General features: G+C 42.8%; 9 protein-coding genes and 1 pseudogene. All 10 read right to left on the reverse strand.

The features are described from left to right. Positions 1–37 precede the first annotated feature (37 nt). The 10 genes and pseudogenes from OC529_RS06720 to cysE all read right to left on the reverse strand — a co-directional run bounded on the left by OC529_RS06720 (position 38) and on the right by cysE (position 23,311). Positions 38–7,522 (reverse strand): DUF1542 domain-containing protein, encoded by a 7,485-nt coding sequence (locus tag OC529_RS06720; RefSeq protein WP_262081790.1) that lies wholly within the window; start codon positions 7,520–7,522, stop codon positions 38–40. Between the two features lie 177 nt (positions 7,523–7,699). Beyond that, positions 7,700–15,304, reverse strand: a complete 7,605-nt coding sequence (locus OC529_RS06725; protein ID WP_262081791.1) for a YSIRK-type signal peptide-containing protein — start codon at positions 15,302–15,304, stop codon at positions 7,700–7,702. Between the two features lie 622 nt (positions 15,305–15,926). Beyond that, on the reverse strand, positions 15,927–16,592 hold the full coding sequence (locus OC529_RS06730; protein ID WP_262081792.1) for a YSIRK-type signal peptide-containing protein: 666 nt from the start codon (positions 16,590–16,592) through the stop codon (positions 15,927–15,929). A 407-nt stretch (positions 16,593–16,999) separates the two neighbouring features. Further along, positions 17,000–17,452, reverse strand: a pseudogene (locus OC529_RS06735) (hypothetical protein); the annotation flags it as partial. 8 nt (positions 17,453–17,460) lie between these two features. After that, positions 17,461–18,459: an Rpn family recombination-promoting nuclease/putative transposase gene (locus OC529_RS06740; protein WP_262081793.1), complete on the reverse strand. Its 999-nt coding sequence runs from the start codon at positions 18,457–18,459 to the stop codon at positions 17,461–17,463. 646 nt (positions 18,460–19,105) lie between these two features. Further along, positions 19,106–19,990, reverse strand: coding sequence for a PucR family transcriptional regulator (locus OC529_RS06745; RefSeq protein WP_262081794.1), 885 nt, complete (start codon positions 19,988–19,990; stop codon positions 19,106–19,108). A gap of 3 nt (positions 19,991–19,993) precedes the next feature. Next, complete coding sequence (locus OC529_RS06750) at positions 19,994–20,380, reverse strand: Mini-ribonuclease 3 (RefSeq protein WP_077805443.1); 387 nt, start codon at positions 20,378–20,380, stop codon at positions 19,994–19,996. Beyond that, on the reverse strand, positions 20,373–21,716 hold the full coding sequence (gene cysS / locus OC529_RS06755; RefSeq protein WP_262081795.1) for a cysteine--tRNA ligase: 1,344 nt from the start codon (positions 21,714–21,716) through the stop codon (positions 20,373–20,375). Before cysS ends, OC529_RS06750 begins: the two co-directional genes overlap by 8 nt. 81 nt (positions 21,717–21,797) lie before the next feature. After that, the gene (locus OC529_RS06760; protein ID WP_262081796.1) at positions 21,798–22,682 is read right to left on the reverse strand and encodes a GNAT family N-acetyltransferase; all 885 of its coding nucleotides are present in this window, start codon (positions 22,680–22,682) and stop codon (positions 21,798–21,800) included. A gap of 11 nt (positions 22,683–22,693) precedes the next feature. Then, positions 22,694–23,311, reverse strand: a complete 618-nt coding sequence (gene cysE, locus OC529_RS06765) for a serine O-acetyltransferase (RefSeq protein WP_120164262.1) — start codon at positions 23,309–23,311, stop codon at positions 22,694–22,696.

Consider the following 23,311-nt stretch of genomic DNA (forward strand, 5'->3'; position numbering starts at 1 on the left):
ACTATTCTAGCTAGTTTCCGACTAGTCTAAGCTTTGCTTATCTTAGCTGAGCAAGAATAGCTTTGAGTTTCTCAATCAACTCCTCTTCTGTGTGATCAGACTCTTTCTCATTGGCTAGGAAGGCAATCGCTTGAGCGAGAGCTTCTCGTGCTTGATCAAGGACTTTCGCATCTACACTTGTAAGGTCGTTTTCTTGCAGAACCTTAGTCAATTCCTTGGTCAATTTCTTGAGTTCTGACTCTTTCTTACGACGCGCGATGAGGAAGAGAAGGAGACCAAGAAGAGCGAGCAGGCTGCCAATCATCGTACCGTATGGAAGATGACCTTGCCCTTTCCTTGTTTCTTTCATTTCTTCTTCATCCTTAGTTGCTTGCTTGCCTTTCAAGGATTCGAGGGCTTCTTTGACCTTAGCAGTAACCTCTCTCAAGCCTGCCTCTGTCAAGTCAGCATTTCTAAGGGCTTCTTGACCCTCACCGAGAATGACCTTCGCAGCGTCGATGACAGATTGATCAATACCATCCAAGTCTTTCAAACGAGTTTCCAGTTCTTCAACCAATCGCGCAAGCTCAGACTTGTCAACAGGACGAGTCTCACTAGGAGTTACTGTATTGCCTGAATTGTTTGGAGTGTTTGTAGAAACTGGTGTTTCTTGAGCCTGTCCAACAGTAGACGATGGAGTAGCAGGATTGCTATTACTACTATCGTCTGTCGTCACACCAGGGGCTGGAGTGTTGCCACTGTTACCTGGTGTCGCACTGTTGCTATTGCTGTCAGCAGGGGTAGTAGTACCGCCGTTGTTGGTGTTACCACCGTTGTTAGTATTACCACCGTTGTTAGTATTACCACCGTTGTTAGTATTACCACCGTTGTTAGTGTTAGTACTGTCGTCAGGACGTGGAGTTGGTGTTGGGTTTGGACGAGGAGCAGGCTGTGGATTGATGTTATCGATAGCTGTATTGCCATTATTCTTCGCTTCATCTACCTTATCGTTAGTTGTCGCGTCGTCAATAGCTTTCTTAGCTTTTTCTGCTGCTGTTTCAACATCAGATTTCGCTTTGTCCTTCTCTTCTTTCGTCAAGTCGGTACGCTTATCAATCTCATCTTTCTTAGCCTCTGCTGCTTGGTCGATTTCTTTCTTAGCGTCAGATTTCTTATCACCAGTTGGATTGATGTTATCGATAGCTGTATTGCCATTATTCTTCGCTTCATCTACCTTATCGTTAGTTGTCGCGTCGTCAATAGCTTTCTTAGCTTTTTCTGCTGCTGTTTCAACATCAGATTTCGCTTTGTCCTTCTCTTCTTTCGTCAAGTCGGTACGCTTATCAATCTCATCTTTCTTAGCTTCAGCCGCTTTGTCGATTTCTTTCTTAGCGTCAGATTTCTTATCACCAGTTGGATTGATGTTATCGATAGCTGTATTGCCATTATTCTTCGCTTCATCTACCTTATCGTTAGTTGTCGCGTCGTCAATAGCTTTCTTAGCTTTTTCTGCTGCTGTTTCAACATCAGATTTCGCTTTGTCCTTCTCTTCTTTCGTCAAGTCGGTACGCTTATCAATCTCATCTTTCTTAGCTTCAGCCGCTTTGTCGATTTCTTTCTTAGCGTCAGATTTCTTATCACCAGTTGGATTGATGTTATCGATAGCTGTATTGCCATTATTCTTCGCTTCATCTACCTTATCGTTAGTTGTCGCGTCGTCAATAGCTTTCTTAGCTTTTTCTGCTGCTGTTTCAACATCAGATTTCGCTTTGTCCTTCTCTTCTTTCGTCAAGTCGGTACGCTTATCAATCTCAGCTTTCTTAGCCTCTGCTGCTTGGTCGATTTCTTTCTTAGCGTCAGATTTCTTATCACCAGTTGGATTGATGTTATCGATAGCTGTATTGCCATTATTCTTCGCTTCATCTACCTTATCGTTAGTTGTCGCGTCGTCAATAGCTTTCTTAGCTTTTTCTGCTGCTGTTTCAACATCAGATTTCGCTTTGTCCTTCTCTTCTTTCGTCAAGTCGGTACGCTTATCAATCTCATCTTTCTTAGCTTCAGCCGCTTTGTCGATAGTCCCTTTAGAAGCATCTGTGACTTTGTATTTGGCTGGTACATTTTCCGTACTACCATCTTCATATGTCACTGTAAGTTCAATATCATGGAAACCATCTGTTGTAGGATAACTTGTTCCATCTTTCAGATTAACAGTCTGTTTGTGTTCAGCATTTACAGCGTCTAACAAATCATTATCTGTAACATTTTGTTTGTATGGTTTGACTAATGTATTTGTGGTCACACTGTGTTCTGGTACTGTGTATTGGGTGCTTGAAGCGTCACTTAGGTACTTGTCGCTTCCTGCTGTGGCACTTGCTTGGATAGCTTGACTTCTGTCGATGTCTTTGTATCCTAGTACCACTTTGCCATCCTGTAGTAAACCTGCTTTTCCTTCTGTTACACTCCAGTTTTGGCCTTCTTTTGATAGTTTGACCGTCTGTTGTGCTCCAACTTTGTCCGTATACGTGATGGTTACTTTGTCCGCATTTGTTGGCGGTGTTAAGACTGCATCTCCATTTTGTTTGTGGCTTGCCACCACTTGATCTGGGGTAGCTGTCTTAGAGTTAACCGTTACATCTACTTCTTCTGTTGATCCATCCGCATAAGTTACTACTGCTTTGACTGTCGCGCTTGTTCCTGCACCTACTGGTGTTAAGTTTCCTTTGGCTACTGCGTTTTGTTTCTTAGTAGCTGTTATTGCCGCATTGATTTGCTCTGCTGTTGGCGTTGCTCCTGCCCCTACTGTGATTTCTGCTACAGTTGGTTTTTGATGCTCTGGTACAGTTGTAGTGAAGTCGCGTTGTGTACTTTCTCCTGTTCCTGTTCCTGCCTTAGCTGTCGCTGTAATCGTACGGTTGCCTGAAATCTTATCGCTTGGTACAGTTACTTTGCTTGCGCTATTGTCTTGTGGATTTGTAATCGTGATACCTGAGTCCTGTGGCGCTGTCCATCTTCCATCTGCTCCTTTTGTAAGCGTTACTGTCTTAATTTCTGTATCGCTTACTGGATAGTTGATGGTTGCGCTGTCCGCATTTTGTGGAATGGTAATTTCTACATCGCCGTTGTCGCGTACATGTTCACTAAACTCATTTGGTTGCGGTGCTTTTGCAGTCGCTTCTTTTTCTTCACTTAGTTTCGTTGCGCTTTCGGCATCTCCCGTAACTTTTGTTCCATCTTTGACTTTGTCTGCTGGTACGGTTACGGTTACTTGACCTGTCGCGTCGTCTTTGCGAAGTTCTAGTCCTGAGTCTTGTGGTAGTGCCCAGTTGCCGTCTGCTTGTTTTGTAATCTCTACCGTCTTAGGTGATGTTTCTCCTTCTGGCGTGTAGGTTACTCTTGCTTTGTCGGCTTCTTGTGGAACTGTTACATCTACTGAACCATCAGCTTTTGTTGTCGCATTTACGCCGTTTAAGCGGTCTTTAGCTACAAGGCTTCCCTCTTCACTAAACTCTGAGTTGTCTTTCTTCTGTTTAGCGTATACGGTTGTTCCTACTTTGGCTGTTCCACTTGTCATGTGCACTGTCGCTGTTCCATCTACGTTGTTTGTAATTTGAACGGTCGGTTGTGCATTGGCATCATCTTTATCCCATTGTCCGTTTGTTCCTTTTGTGAAGCTTACTGTCTGTTCTTGACCTGCTGCGTCTGTAAAGCGAAGTTCTGCTTTTCTTGAATCCTCTTTACCTACTACTGCTGTAATCTCTAAACTTGTTCGGTCTTGGGCTAAGGCTGGTTGCGATGGTTTTTGTGATAGGACTGTAATCTCTACTGTAGTTTCTACACTCTGACCTCGAAGTTCTTCTGGTACGTCTGTACCTGTTCCAAACCTTGTCACTACTGTGTAGTTTGCTTTTCCTACTGTAGCTGATGTCGGTGCATTGCCATCTTTCCATGTGTAGGTTGTTCCGTTTGGTAACGCACTTGTGTTTGCTACTGGTACGACATAGTCACTTGCTTGTGGAGTGAAGGTGTCTCCTACCGTTACAGTCGTTTTCGCATCTGCTTTTGCTTCTAAGCTGTATACACTTGGAGTGATGTATTGATCTGTTATGTCTGTCAATGCTACTCCGTTTTGTGGATACGTTACTTTGATACGTGGTAAGCTTTGTCCTACTTTGACTTCTGCTGGATCATTTTCCCAACTTAGTGTGCCGTTGCCTTCTGCTGTTACGTAGTGTGATAGATTGTCATTTGTGATGTTGGCATCTTTTTCTCTCAAGACTGCTTTTGCACTTGGTTGGGCTAAAGTTGTCACCGTTACTTGGACTTCTTGGTTTTCTGTTTGACCTTTTAGTTTCACTAGTAAGGTTTCTACTCGTGTTCCTGCAACGCCTTTTTCTAATGCTGTTTTGTCTTTCCACTGAGCCGTTGCTCCTGTAAAGTCTACTCCTGCATTGCCTTGACGTAAGAGTTTGCCCAAGGTTTGCGCATTTAGAGTGTCTGTGCCTGCTATGTTGCCTGAGCCTGCTAGTGTTTGGATGCTTCCTTTTGCACTTAGCTCGTTTAACTTAGCTGTCACATCATCTGATTTGTCAGATTCTACTTTCTCTGCTTGGTTATCTGGCATGTAGATTGTTTTGACGTAGACTTTTCCTTTTGGTAAGTCTTTTGTCGGTGTAATGGTTGTAGTCGTTGCTGTCGCATAGTCTGTGCCTTTTGGTACGTCTGTATGTCCTAGCTCGTTTCCTTGCTCATCATACAAGACTACTCGTGTGCCGCTTGTGACATTGCCTACTTCTACTACTGATCTTGTGCCTGATTTCCATTCCAAGTCGGTTGTAATGCTTGGTTTGGCTGGTTTTTTGATGAAGGTAATGTCTTGTGTCTCTTCTGCTAGAGCTTCTGATTTCTCATTGCCTCCATCTGCGTTTGGATAGTAAACCTTAACCTTGTTGGTCTTCTTACCAATCCAGTCGCCATTTACTCCGCCCCATGTATCTGAACCGTATTCTTGGTTGGCTGTGCCATCTGTCTTCCATGCGTATTCTATACCTTGTGGCGCTGTTGGACTTGTTGTCACATAGTTCTTCGCGTTTGTGTCGAAGTTTTCTCCTACTGTTAGAGTGTACTCTGTAGCCTTAGCTACCGAGTGGTAGGTTGGAAGGGATACTTCCAATTCTCTCACAACTGTATCCGTCGCAGAGCCATTTCCTGGGTAGACAACTTCTATCTTAGCCTTACGGTCTGCAGACACGCTAGATACATCTGGGGTACCATCTTTCCAACGAACTGTTACGTTATTTGGCTTACTGTCTGTACCTTCAAATGAAACATAGTTAGAAGCTGCTGTGCCGTTTGACAAGCTACCCAACTTGTTCGTGTAGCTTGATTTCTTCAAGCTAGCTGTTGGATATACATGGACAGGTACTTCTACTTCTGTACTTCCTTGTCCTGGTATTGTCACTACCGCTGTGTAGTTTCTTGTTCCAACCGCGTTGTAGTCTGGTGCTTGGTTATCTTTCCATTCTACTGTTGCGTTGTCTGGTAGGTTTGTTCTAAGCGCTTCGTCTGTATTGTCGTTGTAACGAATACGTCCTTTAGCTTCGCCTGTGTAGGCCTCACCCTTAATCGCATGGATGCTATTTACGGCTAGTCCTTCTCTAACTGTTAGGCTTTCTCCTAAGTCTGATTCTGTTCGCTCGTCTTGTGATGTTGGTTTGTAGATCACTTTCGCTGCGATTTTTTGATCTTTTGTTAGAGTTGTGACTGTTACGTCTACTCCATTTTCTTTGGCGTCTCCCGTTGTTCCTGTGATGTCTTTGCGTCCTAATTCTCTTGGATTTGTTGGATTGCTTACATCATACAATACTACGGTTGTTCCTGGAGTGACTCCGTTTACAGTTACACTGGTTGCTCCTACTTTTCCTATACTTGTTTGAACACTTGGTGCGTCTGGTTTGATAGTGTACGGAATTTCTACATCTTCTGTACTTTGATCATCATAGGTTACCGTCGCTGCAATCTTGTTCTTACCGATACTTTCTGGTAAGTCTCCTTTTTTCACTACACTTGCTTTGTTGTCTACAGTAACCGCATCTTTGATGGCTGTTGCTGATAGAGCTTCACTTTGCGTTCTTGTGATTGGAGTGATGGTCACACTGTGTTCTGGTACTGTGTATTGGGTGCTTGAAGCGTCACTTAGGTACTTGTCGCTTCCTGCTGTGGCACTTGCTTGGATAGCTTGACTTCTGTCGAGGTCTTTGTATCCTAGTACCACTTTGCCATCCTGTAGTAAACCTGCTTCTCCTTCTGTTACACTCCAGTTTTGGCCTTCTTTTGATAGTTTGACCGTCTGTTGTGCTCCAACTTTGTTGGTATACGTGATGGTTACTTTGTCCGCATTTGTTGGCGGTGTTAAGACTGCATCTCCATTTTGTTTGTGGCTTGCCACCACTTGGTCTGGTGTAGCTGCTTTTACAGTTACTTCTACTTCAATTTCTTGAGCAACCGCATCTGCTTTATTTGCTTCAAATACTTTGGCAATATAGGTTCTAGTTCCGACTTCTGTGATATTTGGTGTTTCCTTCCAACTTGCAGAAAAGTCGCTTGGAAAATCTTTTGGAACATTTCTTTCTGTGTACTTAATTCCTAATCTAGGATCATTCTTCAGATTAGTAAGTTCTTGATCTCCTGCTTTACCTACTATTGCTTTTCCTTCAAAGTTACGGTCTTTTGCAACATATACTTTCTTAGCGTCACTAACTGCATCAAATACTGTTTGTGTTACAGATAATGGTACAGTTGAAGAACCTGGTAGAGTTGATTGTTCTGTTTGACGGAGGTAACGTCCTGGTGGAAGAGTATAAGTCCATTTACCATTAACAGGTACAACATCTGCATGTCCTAGCTCACCTCGTCCATCTTGGAAGTTAATCGTAACTTTTGTCGCATTCTGAAGCGCTGTACCAGAAATTGTTCTATCCGCATCCGATACCTTATCATCATGAGTCAACGTCACTGTCGGAACTTCCGGTTTGGCTACAACCGCATGTGAAATATCAATAGTAGATCCATCTGGGAAGCCAAGCACAGCTACCTTGGTCTTATCATCTGTATTACCAGCTGTATAGGTTGTTGTAGCTGGAAGTACCGTACGATTTAGCTCTTGGATCTTATCTTTAAAGCTTGTTTTGGCTGCTGGTGTAAAGTTACCATTCGTGATAGCTGTATCATTATAGGTGACTCTTTCAGCATCTGTTGGGTACTTGACAGTGTCACGATAATAATCCGCATGACTTTTAATCACAACATTTTTTTCTAGTGTAGTAGACTCTTCTCCTGCTGCATCTATTGTTGATAAGACAAGAGTATAGGTACCTGGAGCGATTCGACCATTTGCTTGAGCACCGACAGAAGTTCCCTCGATATTGCGAGCAGTATCTCGATCAGTGAATACACGAACACGTAATTTCCCTCGTGAAGAAGCTCCGTATCCTACTGTCTTGCCTGCATCATCCTCAACGTCATGACCCGCAAAGTAATCTTTCAACTCATCGACCGTTGGCGATGGAATGGTTTGACCTTCCTGAACTTCTTTTCCAGACTGCCATTCTACTGTTGGAAGTGTATTGGTTACCGAGCTTCCAACCCATCCGCTCGCAGGTCTACCCCAAATATTATCACCTATCGGTACATGAACACGTGTCTCTATCTTGTTATCACCTTTTTAAAGCCTAAAACTAGGTGTACTTGCTGGATCGGTGTTTTTCAACCTAAGTGTTAGATTTATGCGACTCGGATCCTGATTCGCACTACTTTGAACAATCTCTATAGCATCACGATCTCTAGCATCCACAATTCTCCAGTTTCCTGTAGCATCTCGAGTAATTCCGATATCGCTTCCTCTACCTGCCACTTTTACTGCCACTGTGTACGCATCGTGTGGAATGCTCAAATCAATATCACGACCAGCCGCTACCGCTCCTACCACATTGGCATTTCCTAGATAAACATCTATCTCTTTTTCAGCAGAAGAAATATTGTCTACCGTTTGCGAAACTTTAACACGAGTTGAATTAACCCCTAGAGTATCTGTTCTATTGTTATTAAAACCATTAGGTGTATAAGATAACACTTCTCTATCTGCTAGAGTATAACTCCATGCACCGTTTTCATCCGCTTGCACAGTACGGTGTGTTCCATCTTGCAAGGTGATTGTTACAGTTGCCCTTGGAGCTGCTGTTCCTGAAATGCTGCGCGCTGTAGATTCCAAAGCTTCATCAACAAGATTTTCTCGACTCTTAGTTACTGTTGGAGTATTTGGTCTTGATTTAACCGTAATATCTACATCTTCTGTTGACCCATCTTGGTGCGTCAAGGTAGTTGCAACAACTTTAGTCGTTCCTGCAGCAACAGCAGTTTGTGGGTCTTTAGCTACAACGGATTGTTTGGTTGCGACTGTTACACCTGTAGCTAGCTGCTCATTTGTCGGTGTCGCACCGGCAGCGATGACAACGTTTTGGGTCGTCGGAGCTGTGTGTTCTGGGATAGAATGATTTCCATTATTTGCTTGTGACTTGACATCACCTTGTCCTCTAGTAGAGGCTGTTGTGATATTTGTATCCCTATTTACCTTCGTATAGTCAAGCGTAACCTTACCATTTGCTAGGCTGATACCATCTGGTAAGTTTGTTGAAGAACTCCAAGTATTTCCTTGTTTAGCCAGTGTTACTGTGGTATTGGTGTTTTGTCTATTCTTATAAGTTAGGGTCACATTGTCTGCATCTGTCGGTAAGGTAACTTCTACATCACCATTTTGACGTGTAGTACTAGTTGTTCCGCTCGGCTGTTCAAACTTAGCCTTGCTTGTTTCGGTAACAGTTGTTCTATCGTCATTTGATGCGATGACCGAAACTGTTGAGCCATCCGCAACATTAGCTTTTGGAATAACAATCTTACGATCAAGTGAATAGGTTTCTGTTCCAGTGTGTGATGTCCAAGTTGATCCCGTTTTGGTATATTCTAATGTCTTAGGTGCTGTTTGACCTTGTGGTGTATAGGTCAAACTCATACGAGTCGCAGTTTCCGGAACACGGATTTCCACAGAACCATCTGCTTGAGCTGTATTTGTCAAGCCATTTAAGCGTCCCAAAGCCCTGGTAGTTCCCGGGGCACTAATAGCCGATTTGTCTGTATTCTGTACAACTGTTACAGTTGACCCTGCTCTAGCTGTATCTGGTTGGATTTGGATTTCTCCTCTTCCGTTTGTACCATTTATAATGGACACTGTAGCGTCAGCGTTGGCATTATCCTTATCCCAGTAACCTCCATTTTTCGTAAAGCCTACTGTTCTGGTATCACCATCGGCATTGATATAGGTCAAGGTCGCTTTCGTAGCGCCATCTTGTCCCACTTCTGATTTTACAATCAAGTCTTCTGGACTTTGAGACACTGTAGGTGCCTGTGGTGCTTGGGTCGTACTTGTCACACTAGCACTAAAGTCAGACGCTACGTTTTGGTCAGGATTAGTTGGCTGGTAAATGGTTTTAGCGCGAAGATTTGTCGTGTATGGCAACACTCCGTTTACTGTTATATTAGCCGTCTTCGTTGATGTATCCGTTTCATTTCCAGTTTTCGGTACATCTACAGAACCAATTTTCGTATCGCCGTTGTAGAGCTCAACCGTTGTTCCTGGTGTCACATTGTTAATCGTTACGGTTTGATTGTTCTTTTCTGCTTTTCCGCTGACAGACGCCTCATCTATAGACGGAGTCTTAGGTTTCACAATAAAGGTAACAGGTAGTTCTTCTTGCGCCCTACTATCTTCATAACGCTGAACTCCATCTGCACCTGGGAAATAAACCCTGATCTTATCTACTACTTTTCCTAAAGTTGTAGCAGCGCTATTTCTAAGTGCGTTACTGTAATTTCCTGCTGATTCCCAGAAAGCTTTAACCACTGCATTTTTTGGTGTTTGTCGTGGATAATCGTGCTCAAAATAATCATAAACACTACCAGTATCAAACGATGTTCCTACCGTCGTTTCTTTCGTAGGCACTGTCAGAGTTGCGCTATAAGTCGGTAGATTCACTTGCAAGTTCCGTTTAATCGGATGTGCAGCGTCATCTGTAGCATAAGAAACTTCAATATTGCCTTTTAGATTTGGATTTGCTTGACTGACATCCGGCGTTTGGCCTCCTTGCCATGCAACTGTCACTCCCTGAGTTACCCCATTTACATAGTTTGTTGCGTTGTCTCCGTTTTCTAATTTCCCCTTGGCATTGGTATATACTGGTGCCTTGAGCGTCACCTTGTCATAAACTTTAACTGGGACGTTCAAGGTTGTATCCGCCTGGTTAGGAACACGGACAGTTACTTGATAATTCTGTTCACCGGCTGTAGTTGTCGCAACTGAACGAACCCATGTTACGGTTGTTCCTTGCGGTAGGGCAGTTTTCGTGCCATTTTTATCCCAATAAACATAATCTGAAGCTGTAAAGTTCGCTGCATCATCTTTGACAGTATAGAGCTTCTTGGTAGCTAGTTTATAGGTTGAAGTTTGAGCGTCGCTCTCAGGAGAGGTTAAGGTTAAGGCTATATCTTTACCTCTTCCTTCTGTATAGGAATAAGTGTTATTGGTTACTTTTGTGCTCGCCTTGATGGTTCCAGCTGGCAATTCTCCTCTAACCGTAACTTCTGCTCGGCTTCCAACACGTCTCACAGTGGTATTTGGAATCGTTGTGCCATTAGCGGTTAGATTCACTTCTACCGTGCCGTCTTCTGGGACGTTAGACACTGTGATTGTTTGGTTTGTCAATCCTGCTTTGTCGCGCAAATCACTTGTAATAGTCGGAGCGCTTGGTGTCACGCTGGTAACAAGCCCTAGATTTTGGGTCTGACCATTATCGTAAGTGACTTTAATCTCTTTGTTTAGGCTTCCAGCCTTAGCAGTTGATGGAGCTGTCGCAGTTGTTCGACTTGTAGGAACAAACTCTTCGCTTTGGATATGAGTTTTTGGACCTGTATCTGCTCGTGTATAGCTTGAAGCCTCAGAGTCGTTTCCTGTTGTCAATTTGCCGCCTTGAGTAGCAGTGAAGACATCTTTTACTAGAACTGTATTAACTGTCGTATAGTTTGTAGTAACTTCTCTAGTAATAGGTTGACCGTTTCTATCCACTCCTGGATAGGTCACAATCGCTGTTGCTGTACGCGTTTGACCCGCAGCCGCATTTTTATTTGGCTCTGAGCCAGCCTTCCACGCGATAGTCTTACCTTGGGTGTTGTTATAGAAGTCTGATGCTACTGCCGCAGTCGTAGTGTTTGGTTTGACAAAGTCTTTTCCTTTGACCGTATACATGCTGTTCTTAGGGGTTACAGGTGCGACTACATCATAAGTCAACTTCAGTGTTATAATACCGCGTCCAGGATAAGACGCTAAGACATCCACAGTTTTTCCAGTACCTACTGTTAAATCAGGATTTTTAGGTGCAGTAACATTAAAAGTCTGAGGATCCTCTTTCCATAAGAAAGCTTTATCTGTCCCGATAGCAGAGCCGTCTCCATAGGTGAAGTAGTCCCTAGGATTTCCCCAGGTAGGTGTTTCCCCTTGGATAAAGGTTAAGCGTCCTGGTTTTTGGGTATAGTCTGTTCGAGGAACGGTAGCCTTGATTGTGCTCTCACTCAGACTAGAGTTGAGATTTTCAAACACCTGGTCAGTCCCAGTTTTTACCAGAGCTGTTACCAAACGTAAATTATCTGTTCCGATCTCCGTTTGATGATAGTCAGCTTCATTAAAGACCGCTTTCCCGTTAGCTTGAATATTAGTAGCGGCTACTACCGTATAATTTTGGGCTTCCTGGACAAAAGAGTTAGGGTTGTTTTGACCTCCTTTTACCAAGTAAGCTTTCCACTCGTAACCTGGCAAAGTTTCTGGGTTGGTTAAGAATCCTGTTGCTGTCACTTGTGGTTTGCTATTGGCTTTTTCACGTAGGTCATCACTAGTCGTCTCGAAACTTCCTGCTGTCGGCGGAATAAAGAGATGGGTTTTATAGGTAGTGATTGTGTTGTCTTCTGCAGTTGCCGTTACAATCAACTCATAAACCCCACGTTTATTGCCATCAAAACCGTTTCGTTTCTCTATTCTAATAGTCGCTTCTTGGCTATTTAGTCCCTCTGTACGCCATTCGTTGGCAGCTACGATATTTTTCGCACCTGTAACGACTAAGTTCTTAATGTTCTTATAACCTCTAGCGATAAACTTAACACTATTATTTGTCACAACTTGATTAGCTGGATACGGGATAACCTTCTCATCTTTTAGGTTAGGTTTAGTTGTACCCGGTACATTTCCTGTGCTGACGCCTATTTTAAACTTAAGAGTATCTCTCTCGTTTGATTCATCAGACTCAACCGTATTATGCCTAGTAGGCTGTCCGTGTTGATCTGGAACACGGAAATCAAACCATTCTCCTTCAACAACAGTCTTAACAACGTACTTCCCTAGTTTTAGGTCAGGCACATTAAAGGTAGCACGGCCATTATCATCAGCTTTTTCACTTGCTACCTTTGTCAAGGTACCGTTAAGCTCTTTTTTGTACAGTACCAAGTCAAATCCTTTTGTACCTCCGCTAGCAACAATCCTAGCTGCACCCTCATCTTGACGACTCAAGTCTGTATCCAATCTTGGAGTTTTCGGCTTGGTAACAAAGTGGAAAGTATCAGAATCTGTAGAACCATCGCTAAAGGTTCTGACATACTTATAGGAATGAACACCCGGAGTCAAAATAGCATCTCGGGTCAAGGCATCATTGCTAATTTCAGTCTTATCATTGGCTCTATATAAGTGCCACGTTTGACCTTGTTTTTTAGCTTCCGCTTTCCCCTCTACTTCTTTTTCTAGCTTAACACCATTTTCGTTAAAATAATCTCCATATGAAGTAATGTCAAAATATTTGTACTCTGTAATCGGTTGTCCGCTAGCTATTTCTGCAGATATTACCCCGTCAATTCGTGAGTTATAGGGTTGGTCAGACTCATCATATCTATTTTTATAGGTGATACCATCCTTAGTCGTTTGATAATTTTGGTATTGTCCTCGGTAAAACTTGGAGTTTACTGTGTTTTGATTAACAGGGTAATAGTGATTCCCTGTCAAGTCAAATTTAAACTTATCCGTAGCATCTACTTCTCCCGGCGTCCTAGCATACCATTGTTGGGTTAATAGTCTACGTGGGTTCCCTCCACTGTTTACATCCACCCCCTTGAGACCAGATAGGTAGCTTAAGCTGGTTATCTTATTGTTACCTTCCGTTCTAAAGGTGATTTTATAAGCAGCAGTTGAGTCTGCAGAGTAAACGCCGTTTTCTATAGCCCCTAGTTGACCATAGTAGACTGTTTGCGTATCTTTCTCAATTTGTGAAAACTTCTTGTCTCCAAGTTGTACTTCTTCAGAAGATTCATGGTTCCTCTGGAAAAAAACACCTTGTTTAGCCAAGCCATTAAGGGTTGATACTTCATAATCATAAACAGAACCCTTGAATTTAGTTGACGCCGGAGCATTTGTTTGTTCCGGAGTTCCTTTCCTTACATCGGTCAGACCTGCAGCTTTTAAGCTGGCAGTTATTTCATCATCATTCCCGTTTCCAGGAGATGAAAACGAACGAGTTTCAGTAGACGTCACCCTAGTAATGGTAAAGCTATTTCTAACCAAACTTTGCCCTTTAGGAAGAGTAAAGAAGAAACTCATGTTTTGAAGGTTTTCACGGCTTGGATTGACTGTAATTTCCCAATCAATTCCATTTTTAACACCCTCAGCTGTATTCGCCGTTACTTTTTTGACCGTTTCCTTCAAATACTTCACAATATCTGATACAGGATCATCTTTACCTGCAGAAGTTTGTCTCTTAACATTATAGTAAACATAAGTGTACTTATCGTATGGAGATGTTGAGTCATCACCTTTATCAAAGTAACTCGTATACTTATCAATAAAGTAACTTCCTGGCCCTACACGACCTTCCCCTGCACGTTCCTCAATTGAACGAGCCGCACGTGTTCGTGGAGCACCTGCTGACACATTGCGGAAACCCGACCATCCTGTAGTGTTGGTGCGCGGTTGGATGGTTACATTGTTTTCGCTTGGAGTTGCAGACTCGGCTGGATTTACAGGTCCTGTTACTTCTCCTGCATTCACATCATTTTCACGAAGTACCCCTTCGATCAGTCCACGAGATTTTTTCAGATCTGCTAAAGCAGCACTAAAGTCTTCTTGACTGATGGTGTTGCCTTTAGAGAAGGCTTCATTGAACTTATCAGCAGCTGCCTTGGCTGCTTGGATTTTATCTGCTGATGCTCCGTTAGCTCGGAGTTGCTCAGTGATGAACTCTAATTCATCTTTTAGTCCATAAACACCATTTTTACCTTCTGTGTTGGTGTAGGTTGGGAGCGTCTGTGGAGTCGTTTGAGAGTTTGTCCCAGCAGTAGTTGCGTTCCCTCCAGCAGATGGATTGACTGAGTTTGCAGCTGGTGCTGCCGCGCTCAAGCCTCCTCTTCTACGACGGTTCCCTCCGGTTGGTTGCTCAGTTACAGCTCCGTCTGGAGTGGCGAGTCCGGTAGAGGTCAGACCTGTAGATGTGAGGTCTGTAGATGCTAGACCTGCTTTTTCCAAGATTGTTGGATTTTCTAGGGCAGGTGTCAAGGCTTGGTTGACACGGCTGATTAGGGCTTCCATAGCTCTTGTTTGCTCGTCAACTTGCGCTTGTGTCGCTTTAGGGTCGCTCAAAACTGCATTAGCTGCTGCTAGACCCGCTTCCACTTCAGCATGGAGTTCCTGCATTGAGCTAAGCGTTAGTTTTTCCAATAAAGCTTGCAGATTGCCTTGAGTTGATTTAGCCGCCTCTGTATTAGCAGCAGCTGGCTGTTCTTGCTCTTTTTCTCCCTCTGCTTGAGGAGTTTCTTGAGCAGACTCTGACTGGCTAGAGTTAGAGTCTACCTCAGCAGGCTTAGACACAGCCTTACCTTGTTCAGCTTCCTCAGCTGGCGCTTCTTTTGCTTTTAGCTCATCGGCTGGTTTGAGTTCAGCTGACTGGTCAGTCAGAGCTTTCTTGGAATCTCCCTCATCCGAGGCTTCTGGATCCCCATCTGCATTGCCATCAGAACCTGTCGTAACGACATCACTTGTCGTAGCTGGAGTAATTGTCTCACTCGCCGCCACAGCCCCATTCGCAAAAAACATCAAGGCTGCAACAGCAACGCTGGCAGCACCAAAATGATATTTACGAATGGAGTAACGGAAAATCTTTTCCCCGTTATCATCACGATATGATTTTTTCATGATTGAATTACCTCTCATTTTTCCTTTCTGGAGGTACTAAAAAATACCCCCCTTAAATATTTTAGGTATTTAAGAAAGGATATGTTTCTTTTTATTCCGACACTTGTCAAAAGACAAATTTCGAGACAGTATTATTATATCCTATTTTTACAAATTTGAACAGCAAAATGCGAACTTTTTTAGCCATATTATCACTTATTTTTATAGGTGGTTTTTGAGATTCTATTTCAGAAAAAAACTGATTAAGAAGTCTTCAAGAAAACAGCAAAATACCCTCTATCAGTGCTCTCCCTCCTGGTATCGTAACTCTTATAGCAGATTGAAATAAGATGTGAACAAATTGAGTAGGAAAGTCAAAGTAATTTCTAACAATGTTTTGGCAGTAGTTGTTTGGCGTGTGTACTATTCTAGTTTCAATCTACTATACTAAAAACGGCTTGAAAGGTTTATCACATGAAAAAGGACAGCAAAAAAAGCCAACTGAACAAAATCAAGTGACTCAAGCCTAAAAATTATATCAAAAATAAGAACTAGATAAAGCGATTGTAACAAACACATTCATTTCTAGCAATGTTTTAGTAATAGTGGTATGGTGTGGCGTGTGTACGGTTCTAGTCTCAATCTATTGTGTTTCAAAAAAACGAAGCAAAAAAGCTTCCTTGACCCGACGAGTCAGGTCTTCCATGAGTTTGACTTGCTCATCAACCTGTGCTTGCGTCGCTTTTGGATTCTCTAAGACCGCCTTAGCCTTTGCGAGACCTTCTTCCACTTCAGTGTGGAGAGCCTTCATGGAGTCTAAGGTCAGATTTGCCAACAAAGCTTCTAGGGTGCTTTGTGTCGATTTGGCTGCACTTGTGTCAGCTACTGGCGCTGATACTTCCTGATCCTTTTCCTTCGCCACTTGAGGAACTTCTTCTTTATCGTCTATCTTAGTCTCGGGCTGAGGACTTTTAACTTCAGCTTCTGATTCTTCTTGACTTCCTTCTTCAGTTTTAGCTTCTGGAGCGCTAGATTCTCCTGCTGATTTGAGCTCAACAGGCTGTTCAACTACTGCCTTTTTCTCAGGACTCTCCTCATCTGAGTCCTGTGGATCCCCATCTGAATTTCCAGAAGGTCCAGCAACTACATCACTAGCTGTTACTGGAGACACTGCCGGGGTCTGCGCTTGCACCCCATTCGCAAAGAACATCAGAGCCGCCACCGCAACGCTAGCAGCCCCAAAATGATATTTCCTTATTGAGTAACGGTAAATTTTTTCACCATTATCACTATGTTTTTTTCCAAACATGAGCATAGCATCCTTTCATTGTATCACAGGCCAACTTTCCTCAAAAGAGTACACAAAAACCCGCAACACATAATATATCAACTTTATAGTAATACTTTTATGAAAAGAAATCAAGTATCAACCTAGATGAAGATAAGATTAAAAAAGTAGCAAAAAAGCTGATATAACAGTATTTTCTTACGATTATATATATATATATATGCACACCTTTATATATCAGCCTTATTATGGATAATATTTTAAATTTAACATAAATAAAAAACAGACCCTATCTATAGAAAGATAAAATCCGCCATTTTTTCTATATAAAATCAGCAGAACCATTCTGCTGAAAATCGTGAAATATAATGTAAGTTTCCTAGCACTCTGATAAGATTTTAAGAGAAAAGCTAGATACATCCCCTAACTTACAAAAGCGCCTCAAACTCAGCGACGGTTATCCCCAACTGTTGACTGGCAACTTCAGAAGGCAAAAGACCTTGACGGACCATATCCAGGAAGGCAAAGAGTTTTCCTTCTTCCCTTCCTTCAACTTTCCCACGTTCAAGTCCTTGTTCAACTCCCTCAGCTCGTCCACGCTCTAAACCTTGCTCAATACCTTCTGCACGACCACGTTCAAGACCTCGCTCTAAACCTTTTTCTTCAGCTTGTTCCAAGGCATAGTCATGGGCCAATAATGCTTGTTCTTCACGCCTGCGTTGTTCACTAAACATCTTCCTGTCCTCCTCGGACCAGCTCTTGTAGTCCAGCAGTTGGTCTGCCTGGCTGATGGCTCGCTCGGGTTCTTGGGTAAAGGGTTTATTCCCGAAAAACTCCAACCACGGTTTGCGAACCTTGTCTTTGCTGGTTTCTCTGTATTTGTTAGATCTTATTTATGATGATCTTTCAATAGCGCCTCAAACTCAGCCACGGTCATCCCCAACTGCTTACTGGCAACCTCGGAAGTCAGAATACCTTGACGAACTAGATTTAGTAGCATAGACAAACTTCCTTCAACTTTCCCACGTTCAAGTCCTTGTTCTAAACCTTTTTCGATACCTTGTTCAATCCCCTCAGCTCGACCACGCTCTAAACCCTCTGCCCGACCACGTTCAAGACCACGTTCTAAGCCCTTTTCCTCCGCTTGTTCCAAGGCATAGTCCTGCGCTAACAAGGCTTGTTCTTCACGCATACGTAGTTGGCTAAACATTTTCCTGTCCTCCTCGGACCAGCTTTTGTAGTCCAGCAGTTGATCTGCTTGGCTGATGGCTCGCTCGGGTTGTTGAGTAAAGGGTTTGTTACCGAAAAACTCCAACCACGGTTTGCGAATGCTATCTTTGCTGGTTTCTCTGTATTTTTTTAATTCCAAGAACGCCATCTTAACCAGATGGTTTTCTTGACCGTTATTGGTGATGGTTAAAACCTCACCTGTAGTGTCCTCTCGCATGCTAAAGCTATGAAAAGCCAGGTCATCTGAGAAATAATTGCTATCTACAATTGCGATAGCGTATACTGGTGCGATGTGTTTATAGCTCTGGTGAGTATCACCTTCACGTTGGCGAATTTTTTCTAGGTTTTGATTGACCTGACTGCAAAGGTAAGCCCACAGGCGATTGATGAAAAAATTCTGATGATGTACCTGAATTTCAATGATTACTTGGGTTCCATTATCCAACTCCGCCAAGACGTCTATACTGGTATAAAAATCCTGCGCTGAGTAAGGCAGGGAGGGCAAGACATGAATATTACTTCCCTCCAAAATCGTCACATTTTTTGCTGGCAAGTCCAGCATATCGCGAATAAATTGACAAGTGATTTCTGGATTACTAAAGATTTTCTTAGCAACCAAATCGTTGGTTGGGCTGATGCCCGGATGTCTTAGAATCATCCTTTTCCTCCTTCTATTATAGCACATTTTTTAATCTAGGTTTGCTAGATTCACTGCTACTATCTATTTATTCGGAAAAGAAAGGAGAAAGTTAAAAATTTTTAGACTTCACAGGTTGAAATTTACATAAAAAAGCAGCTGATTCTTTTTTTGATTCTACCATATTTCTAGCGATTACTCCTATAAATAGGATACATCCCAGTTTCTAGTAGAAAAGGACTCTGAAAAGCAAACAAAACCCAGTATTAGGAAGAGTTAAATCTTATCTGAAAATGACTAGCTCTCAAGCTATAGTTTTATGTCTAGTTATAAGTATCATTAAGAAAAACTCCATAAGTAAACACACCGAAATTGTATGTTCCTACTATTCGAACTACGTCAACTTTGCCTTACCTAGAGCTTCAAAAGGATGTTTTGAGTCATCTGCTGGTAGATTTATTCATTGATTTTCAATCTTCTAATACTAAACAAAAATCAAACAACTATAGTGAAATAACATAAATTTTGCATGAATAGATTAGGAAAATCAAAGCAAGTTCTAGGAATGTTTTAGCAGTCACAGTGTACTTTCCCAGCATCAATCCACTATAACTCTGCACATAAAAATGGAGAAGATGGCAATCCTCTTCTCCAAATATTAACTTCTTTACAAACCAACTATAGTTGACAAAGAACCTAAAATCAATTGATAACACAAGGTCAGGTCGGTCAACTCTTTCAACTGAAGCCCTGTCAACTCTTCCCATTTATCAATCTTGTATTGGAGAGAATTGCGGTGCAGATAGAGTTTCTGGGCTGTTTTAGTGAGAACAGCACTATTTTCCCAAAGAGAGAGGATGATTTCCTGAATCTGGTCTTGATCCAAAATCATCTGATGCAGACATTCCTTGATTGGCTTCAAGTCCACGAGTCTTTCTCCCATACTCCAAAGATAGAGCTGAGAAAAAGTATGAACACCTTGGTGACCCTGACGCCACCAAGTCTTGAACAAATCCCGTTCCGCTTTGATTAAGTCTAATAGGGCTTGATGGCCTGTCTGAGACCAAACCTGGCCTAACATGATTGACAGACGCAATCCAAAGTCATACTCAACCGCTTCAATCGTATCACTTAAAATAGCTCGTACAGAGGTGTATTTATCTTGTTGAAGTACGAAAACATAATCCTGAGCCCCAACCTGAAGCACCGTCTGACAGTTAGGAAAAAGGGTCCTCATCATATCTAGCCAAGAGGATAGATTTTCCTGCTGAAAATAGGAAAGATGACAGTAAACCAGCTGAATCTTTTTAAAAGCTTGTGGTGCCTGTCCCTTACCCTCAATCAGATAGGAATACCAAGGATTGAGCGAACGAGCCTGCTCCTGCTGGGTCAAAAGGGCAACCAACTGCTTCTCACGCTCACTGAGCCCATCTTTCTCCAGCAAAATCCACTGCTGAGAAGCTAAAGGAAGGGTTAAGTAACCCTCTTTCTCTACTGGTTGGTCTGAAATCTGAGCTTCAGGAAACCAGTCTTGTAGTTCTTTTGCCATCATGTCCTATCCCTCCACTTTTTGGATGCACCAAGAAATTAAGGTTTCGAGGCGCTCCATATTTTCAGTCATATGAAGATAGCCTATCACGGCTTCAAAACCTGTGGACATACGGTAAGTCACCACATCAGCATTTTTAGCTTTGGTGTGACTATTGGTATTGCGACCACGTTTGTAGATTTCCTCTTCTTTTTCCGTCAGGACTTGCTCCTCTAACATAAGGGAAATCAGGCGAGCCTGAGCTTTGGCTGACACATACTTGGTCGCTTCTTGATGGAGTTTATTGGGTTTGGTCATGCCTTTGAGGATGAGGTGACGGCGAATATACATAGAATACACCGCATCTCCTTCAAAGGCTAGCGCAATCCCGTTAATGAGATTGACATCAATCACGTGTCCACCTCACTCCATCCTTGGTATCAAGGAGCTTAATTCCTTGAGCAGCCAATTGGTCACGGATCTGGTCCGCTGTCGTAAAGTCACGATTGGCACGCGCTTCTTGGCGTTTTTGGATCAAGTCTTCAATCTCTGCACCCAAAACTTCCTCAATAAAGACAATTCCAAAGACTTCTAACATATCCGCAAGAGCTTGCTTGACACTTGCATCATAGTTACCTGAGTTAATCCATTTGGCCATTTCAAAGACTACTGTAATACCATTAGCAGAGTTGAAATCCTCATCCATAACCGCTACAAACTTATCTTTAAAGGTTTGTAACTCTTGGGCGTCCACATTTCCTGTAAATGGTTGCTCATAAGTGTTCTTCAGATACTTGAGATTAGTCTCTGCATCATGCACTGCCTTTTCTGTAAAGTTGATTGGTTTACGGTAGTGCTGGGTCGCAAAGAAGAAACGAAGTACTTGCCCATCAAGAGTTTTAAGAGCATCATGGACTGTGATAAAGTTGCCCAAGGACTTAGACATCTTGACATTGTCAATATTGACAAAGCCATTGTGCATCCAGTAGTTAGCAAAAGTCTTGCCTGTTTTAGCTTCAGATTGGGCAATTTCATTGGTGTGGTGAGGAAACTCTAGGTCAGCTCCACCACCGTGAATATCAATAGTATCGCCCAAAATCTCTGTTGACATAACCGAACACTCGATATGCCAGCCCGGACGACCAGGTCCCCAAGGACTGTCCCAAGAAATCTCGCCTGGTTTGGCAGATTTCCATAGGGCAAAGTCTACAGGATTTTCCTTGCGAGCTGTTTCTTCATCGGTACGACCTGAAGCACCCAGCTCCAAGTCTTCCAAGGTCTTATTAGCCAATTTGGCATAGTTGTGAGATTTTTCCACACGGAAATAGACATCTCCTTGACTCTCGTAGGCAAAGCCTTTTTCAATCAAATCTTCCACAAAGCGGATGATGTCAGCCATAAACTCCACCACACGCGGATGGCGGGTCGCAGGTTTGACGCCCAAGGCTGTCACATCCTCACGAAAGGCAGTGATGTACTTGTCCGCAACCTCCTGAGGCGTGATGCCCTCTTCCTTGGCACGGTTGATAATCTTATCATCTACATCTGTAAAATTGGAAATATAGGCAACCTCATACCCACGGTACTCAAAATAGCGACGAACCGTATCAAAAGCCACTGTTGAGCGGGCATTCCCCACGTGGATATAGTTGTACACAGTTGGCCCACAAACATACATCTTGACCTTACCGTCCTCAATCGGGACAAATTCTCGCAAATCACGAGACATGGTGTCATAGATTTTAATCATAAATCATAGTCAGGAAATCCAAAATCCAAGAACAATTAGTTTCATTACTAAGAGTTCAATTGAATTTCAGTCCGAATGTCTCTACACTTCGGAATCCCTTGCTCCTTTCTCATTCAGATAAACCACCTGAGTCTGTTTGACAAAGCCAATTTTTTCATACAAGCGCTTGGCACCTACGTTGCTATCCTCTACTGCAATCTGAAATTCCTTATCATTTTGCTCAATTAGTTGGTTAACGATGGATTTTGCTAAGTAGCTTCCATAGCCTTTTCCATGTTCAGGTTCAGATATTGCTAAACCGTAGAAGTAATTCGTATCGCTCGATAAATCAACCGTGCAAGTCCCAATAACCTGACCGTCTTTTAATAAAATATATAAGCGACTTTCTGGATCTTTCAGAGCTTCAGAGACATATCTATCCACAACTTCTCTCGATTCATGTTCCTCTGAAAATGCCTGAAATTTTAACTGACTAATTTGATCCTGATACGAACTATCTGCTAACAAAACTTCAAGATTGGAAATGGTTGCTAACGGATAAGGTTTTCTATCCTTACCTAACCAAGTTTCTGTATCCTCGTCCTCGACCAATCCCCAGTTGCTGACAAAATCAGGATGGCGATCTAGAAAAACACGCTCTGTCTGAAAAGTAACTGAATGAATCGGAAAAGAGGCTGTTTCTCTCTCAAAACTAGTAAACAATGTACGCGCAATTCCCTGACAGCGACGATCTGGATGAACCAGTATCGTCACTTCTACATCTTGGTCATCAGCATAGACAGTTAAGAGACCAACAAGTTCGCCTTTTTCATAATAAAGGAAAAAGGCGGGCATGTTTGGGTCAAAATTAAGCATGTTAGAAAGATAGGGATCACGATAGGTACCGTCATAGTTTTGGCAACAGTTAATTAGTTTTTTCGCCTCAGATAGCTCCTCTTGGCTTAACTTGTTTCTTGCTTGAATCATATAGGTATCCTCTACAACCCAGACGATCTGTGACTGGCTTCTTTAGCCTGCTCAAGTTTATTGACGTAGTATTCTCGTTTTTCTTCGACTTCGTGAATGACCGGTTCATCCTTTTTACCATGAAGGCGGACAATCTTAGCCGGAATACCGACTACTGTCACATCACTAGGTACGTCTGCCACGACAACTGCTGCTGCACCAACCTTGGCATTTTCACCGATTTCTACAGGTCCAATAACTTGGGCATGGGCTGATATGAGAGCTCCCTTTCGTACAGTCGGATGGCGTTTGCCACAGTCTTTCCCTGTTCCACCAAGAGTCACTCCGTGGTAAAGCATAACACCTTTTTCAACAATAGCAGTCTCTCCGATAACCAGGCCTGAACCATGGTCAATAAAGACTCCAGAGTCGATTTGGGCACCTGGATGAATCTCAATCTGAGTCCAAAAGCGCCAAAACTGACTGTGCATACGAGCCAAGAGTTTGAAGCCATGCTTCCAGAGAAAATGCGAGAGACGGTGGGCCGCCAAGGCCTTGACACCTGGATAAGTCAGCAAAACCTCTAAAGTGGTGCGGGCCGCTGGATCATTTTCTTTTACGATATCAATGGTTTCGCGCCACCATCCCAT

The organism is Streptococcus sp. Marseille-Q5855 (genome assembly GCF_946901985.1).
Taxonomy (GTDB): domain Bacteria; phylum Bacillota; class Bacilli; order Lactobacillales; family Streptococcaceae; genus Streptococcus.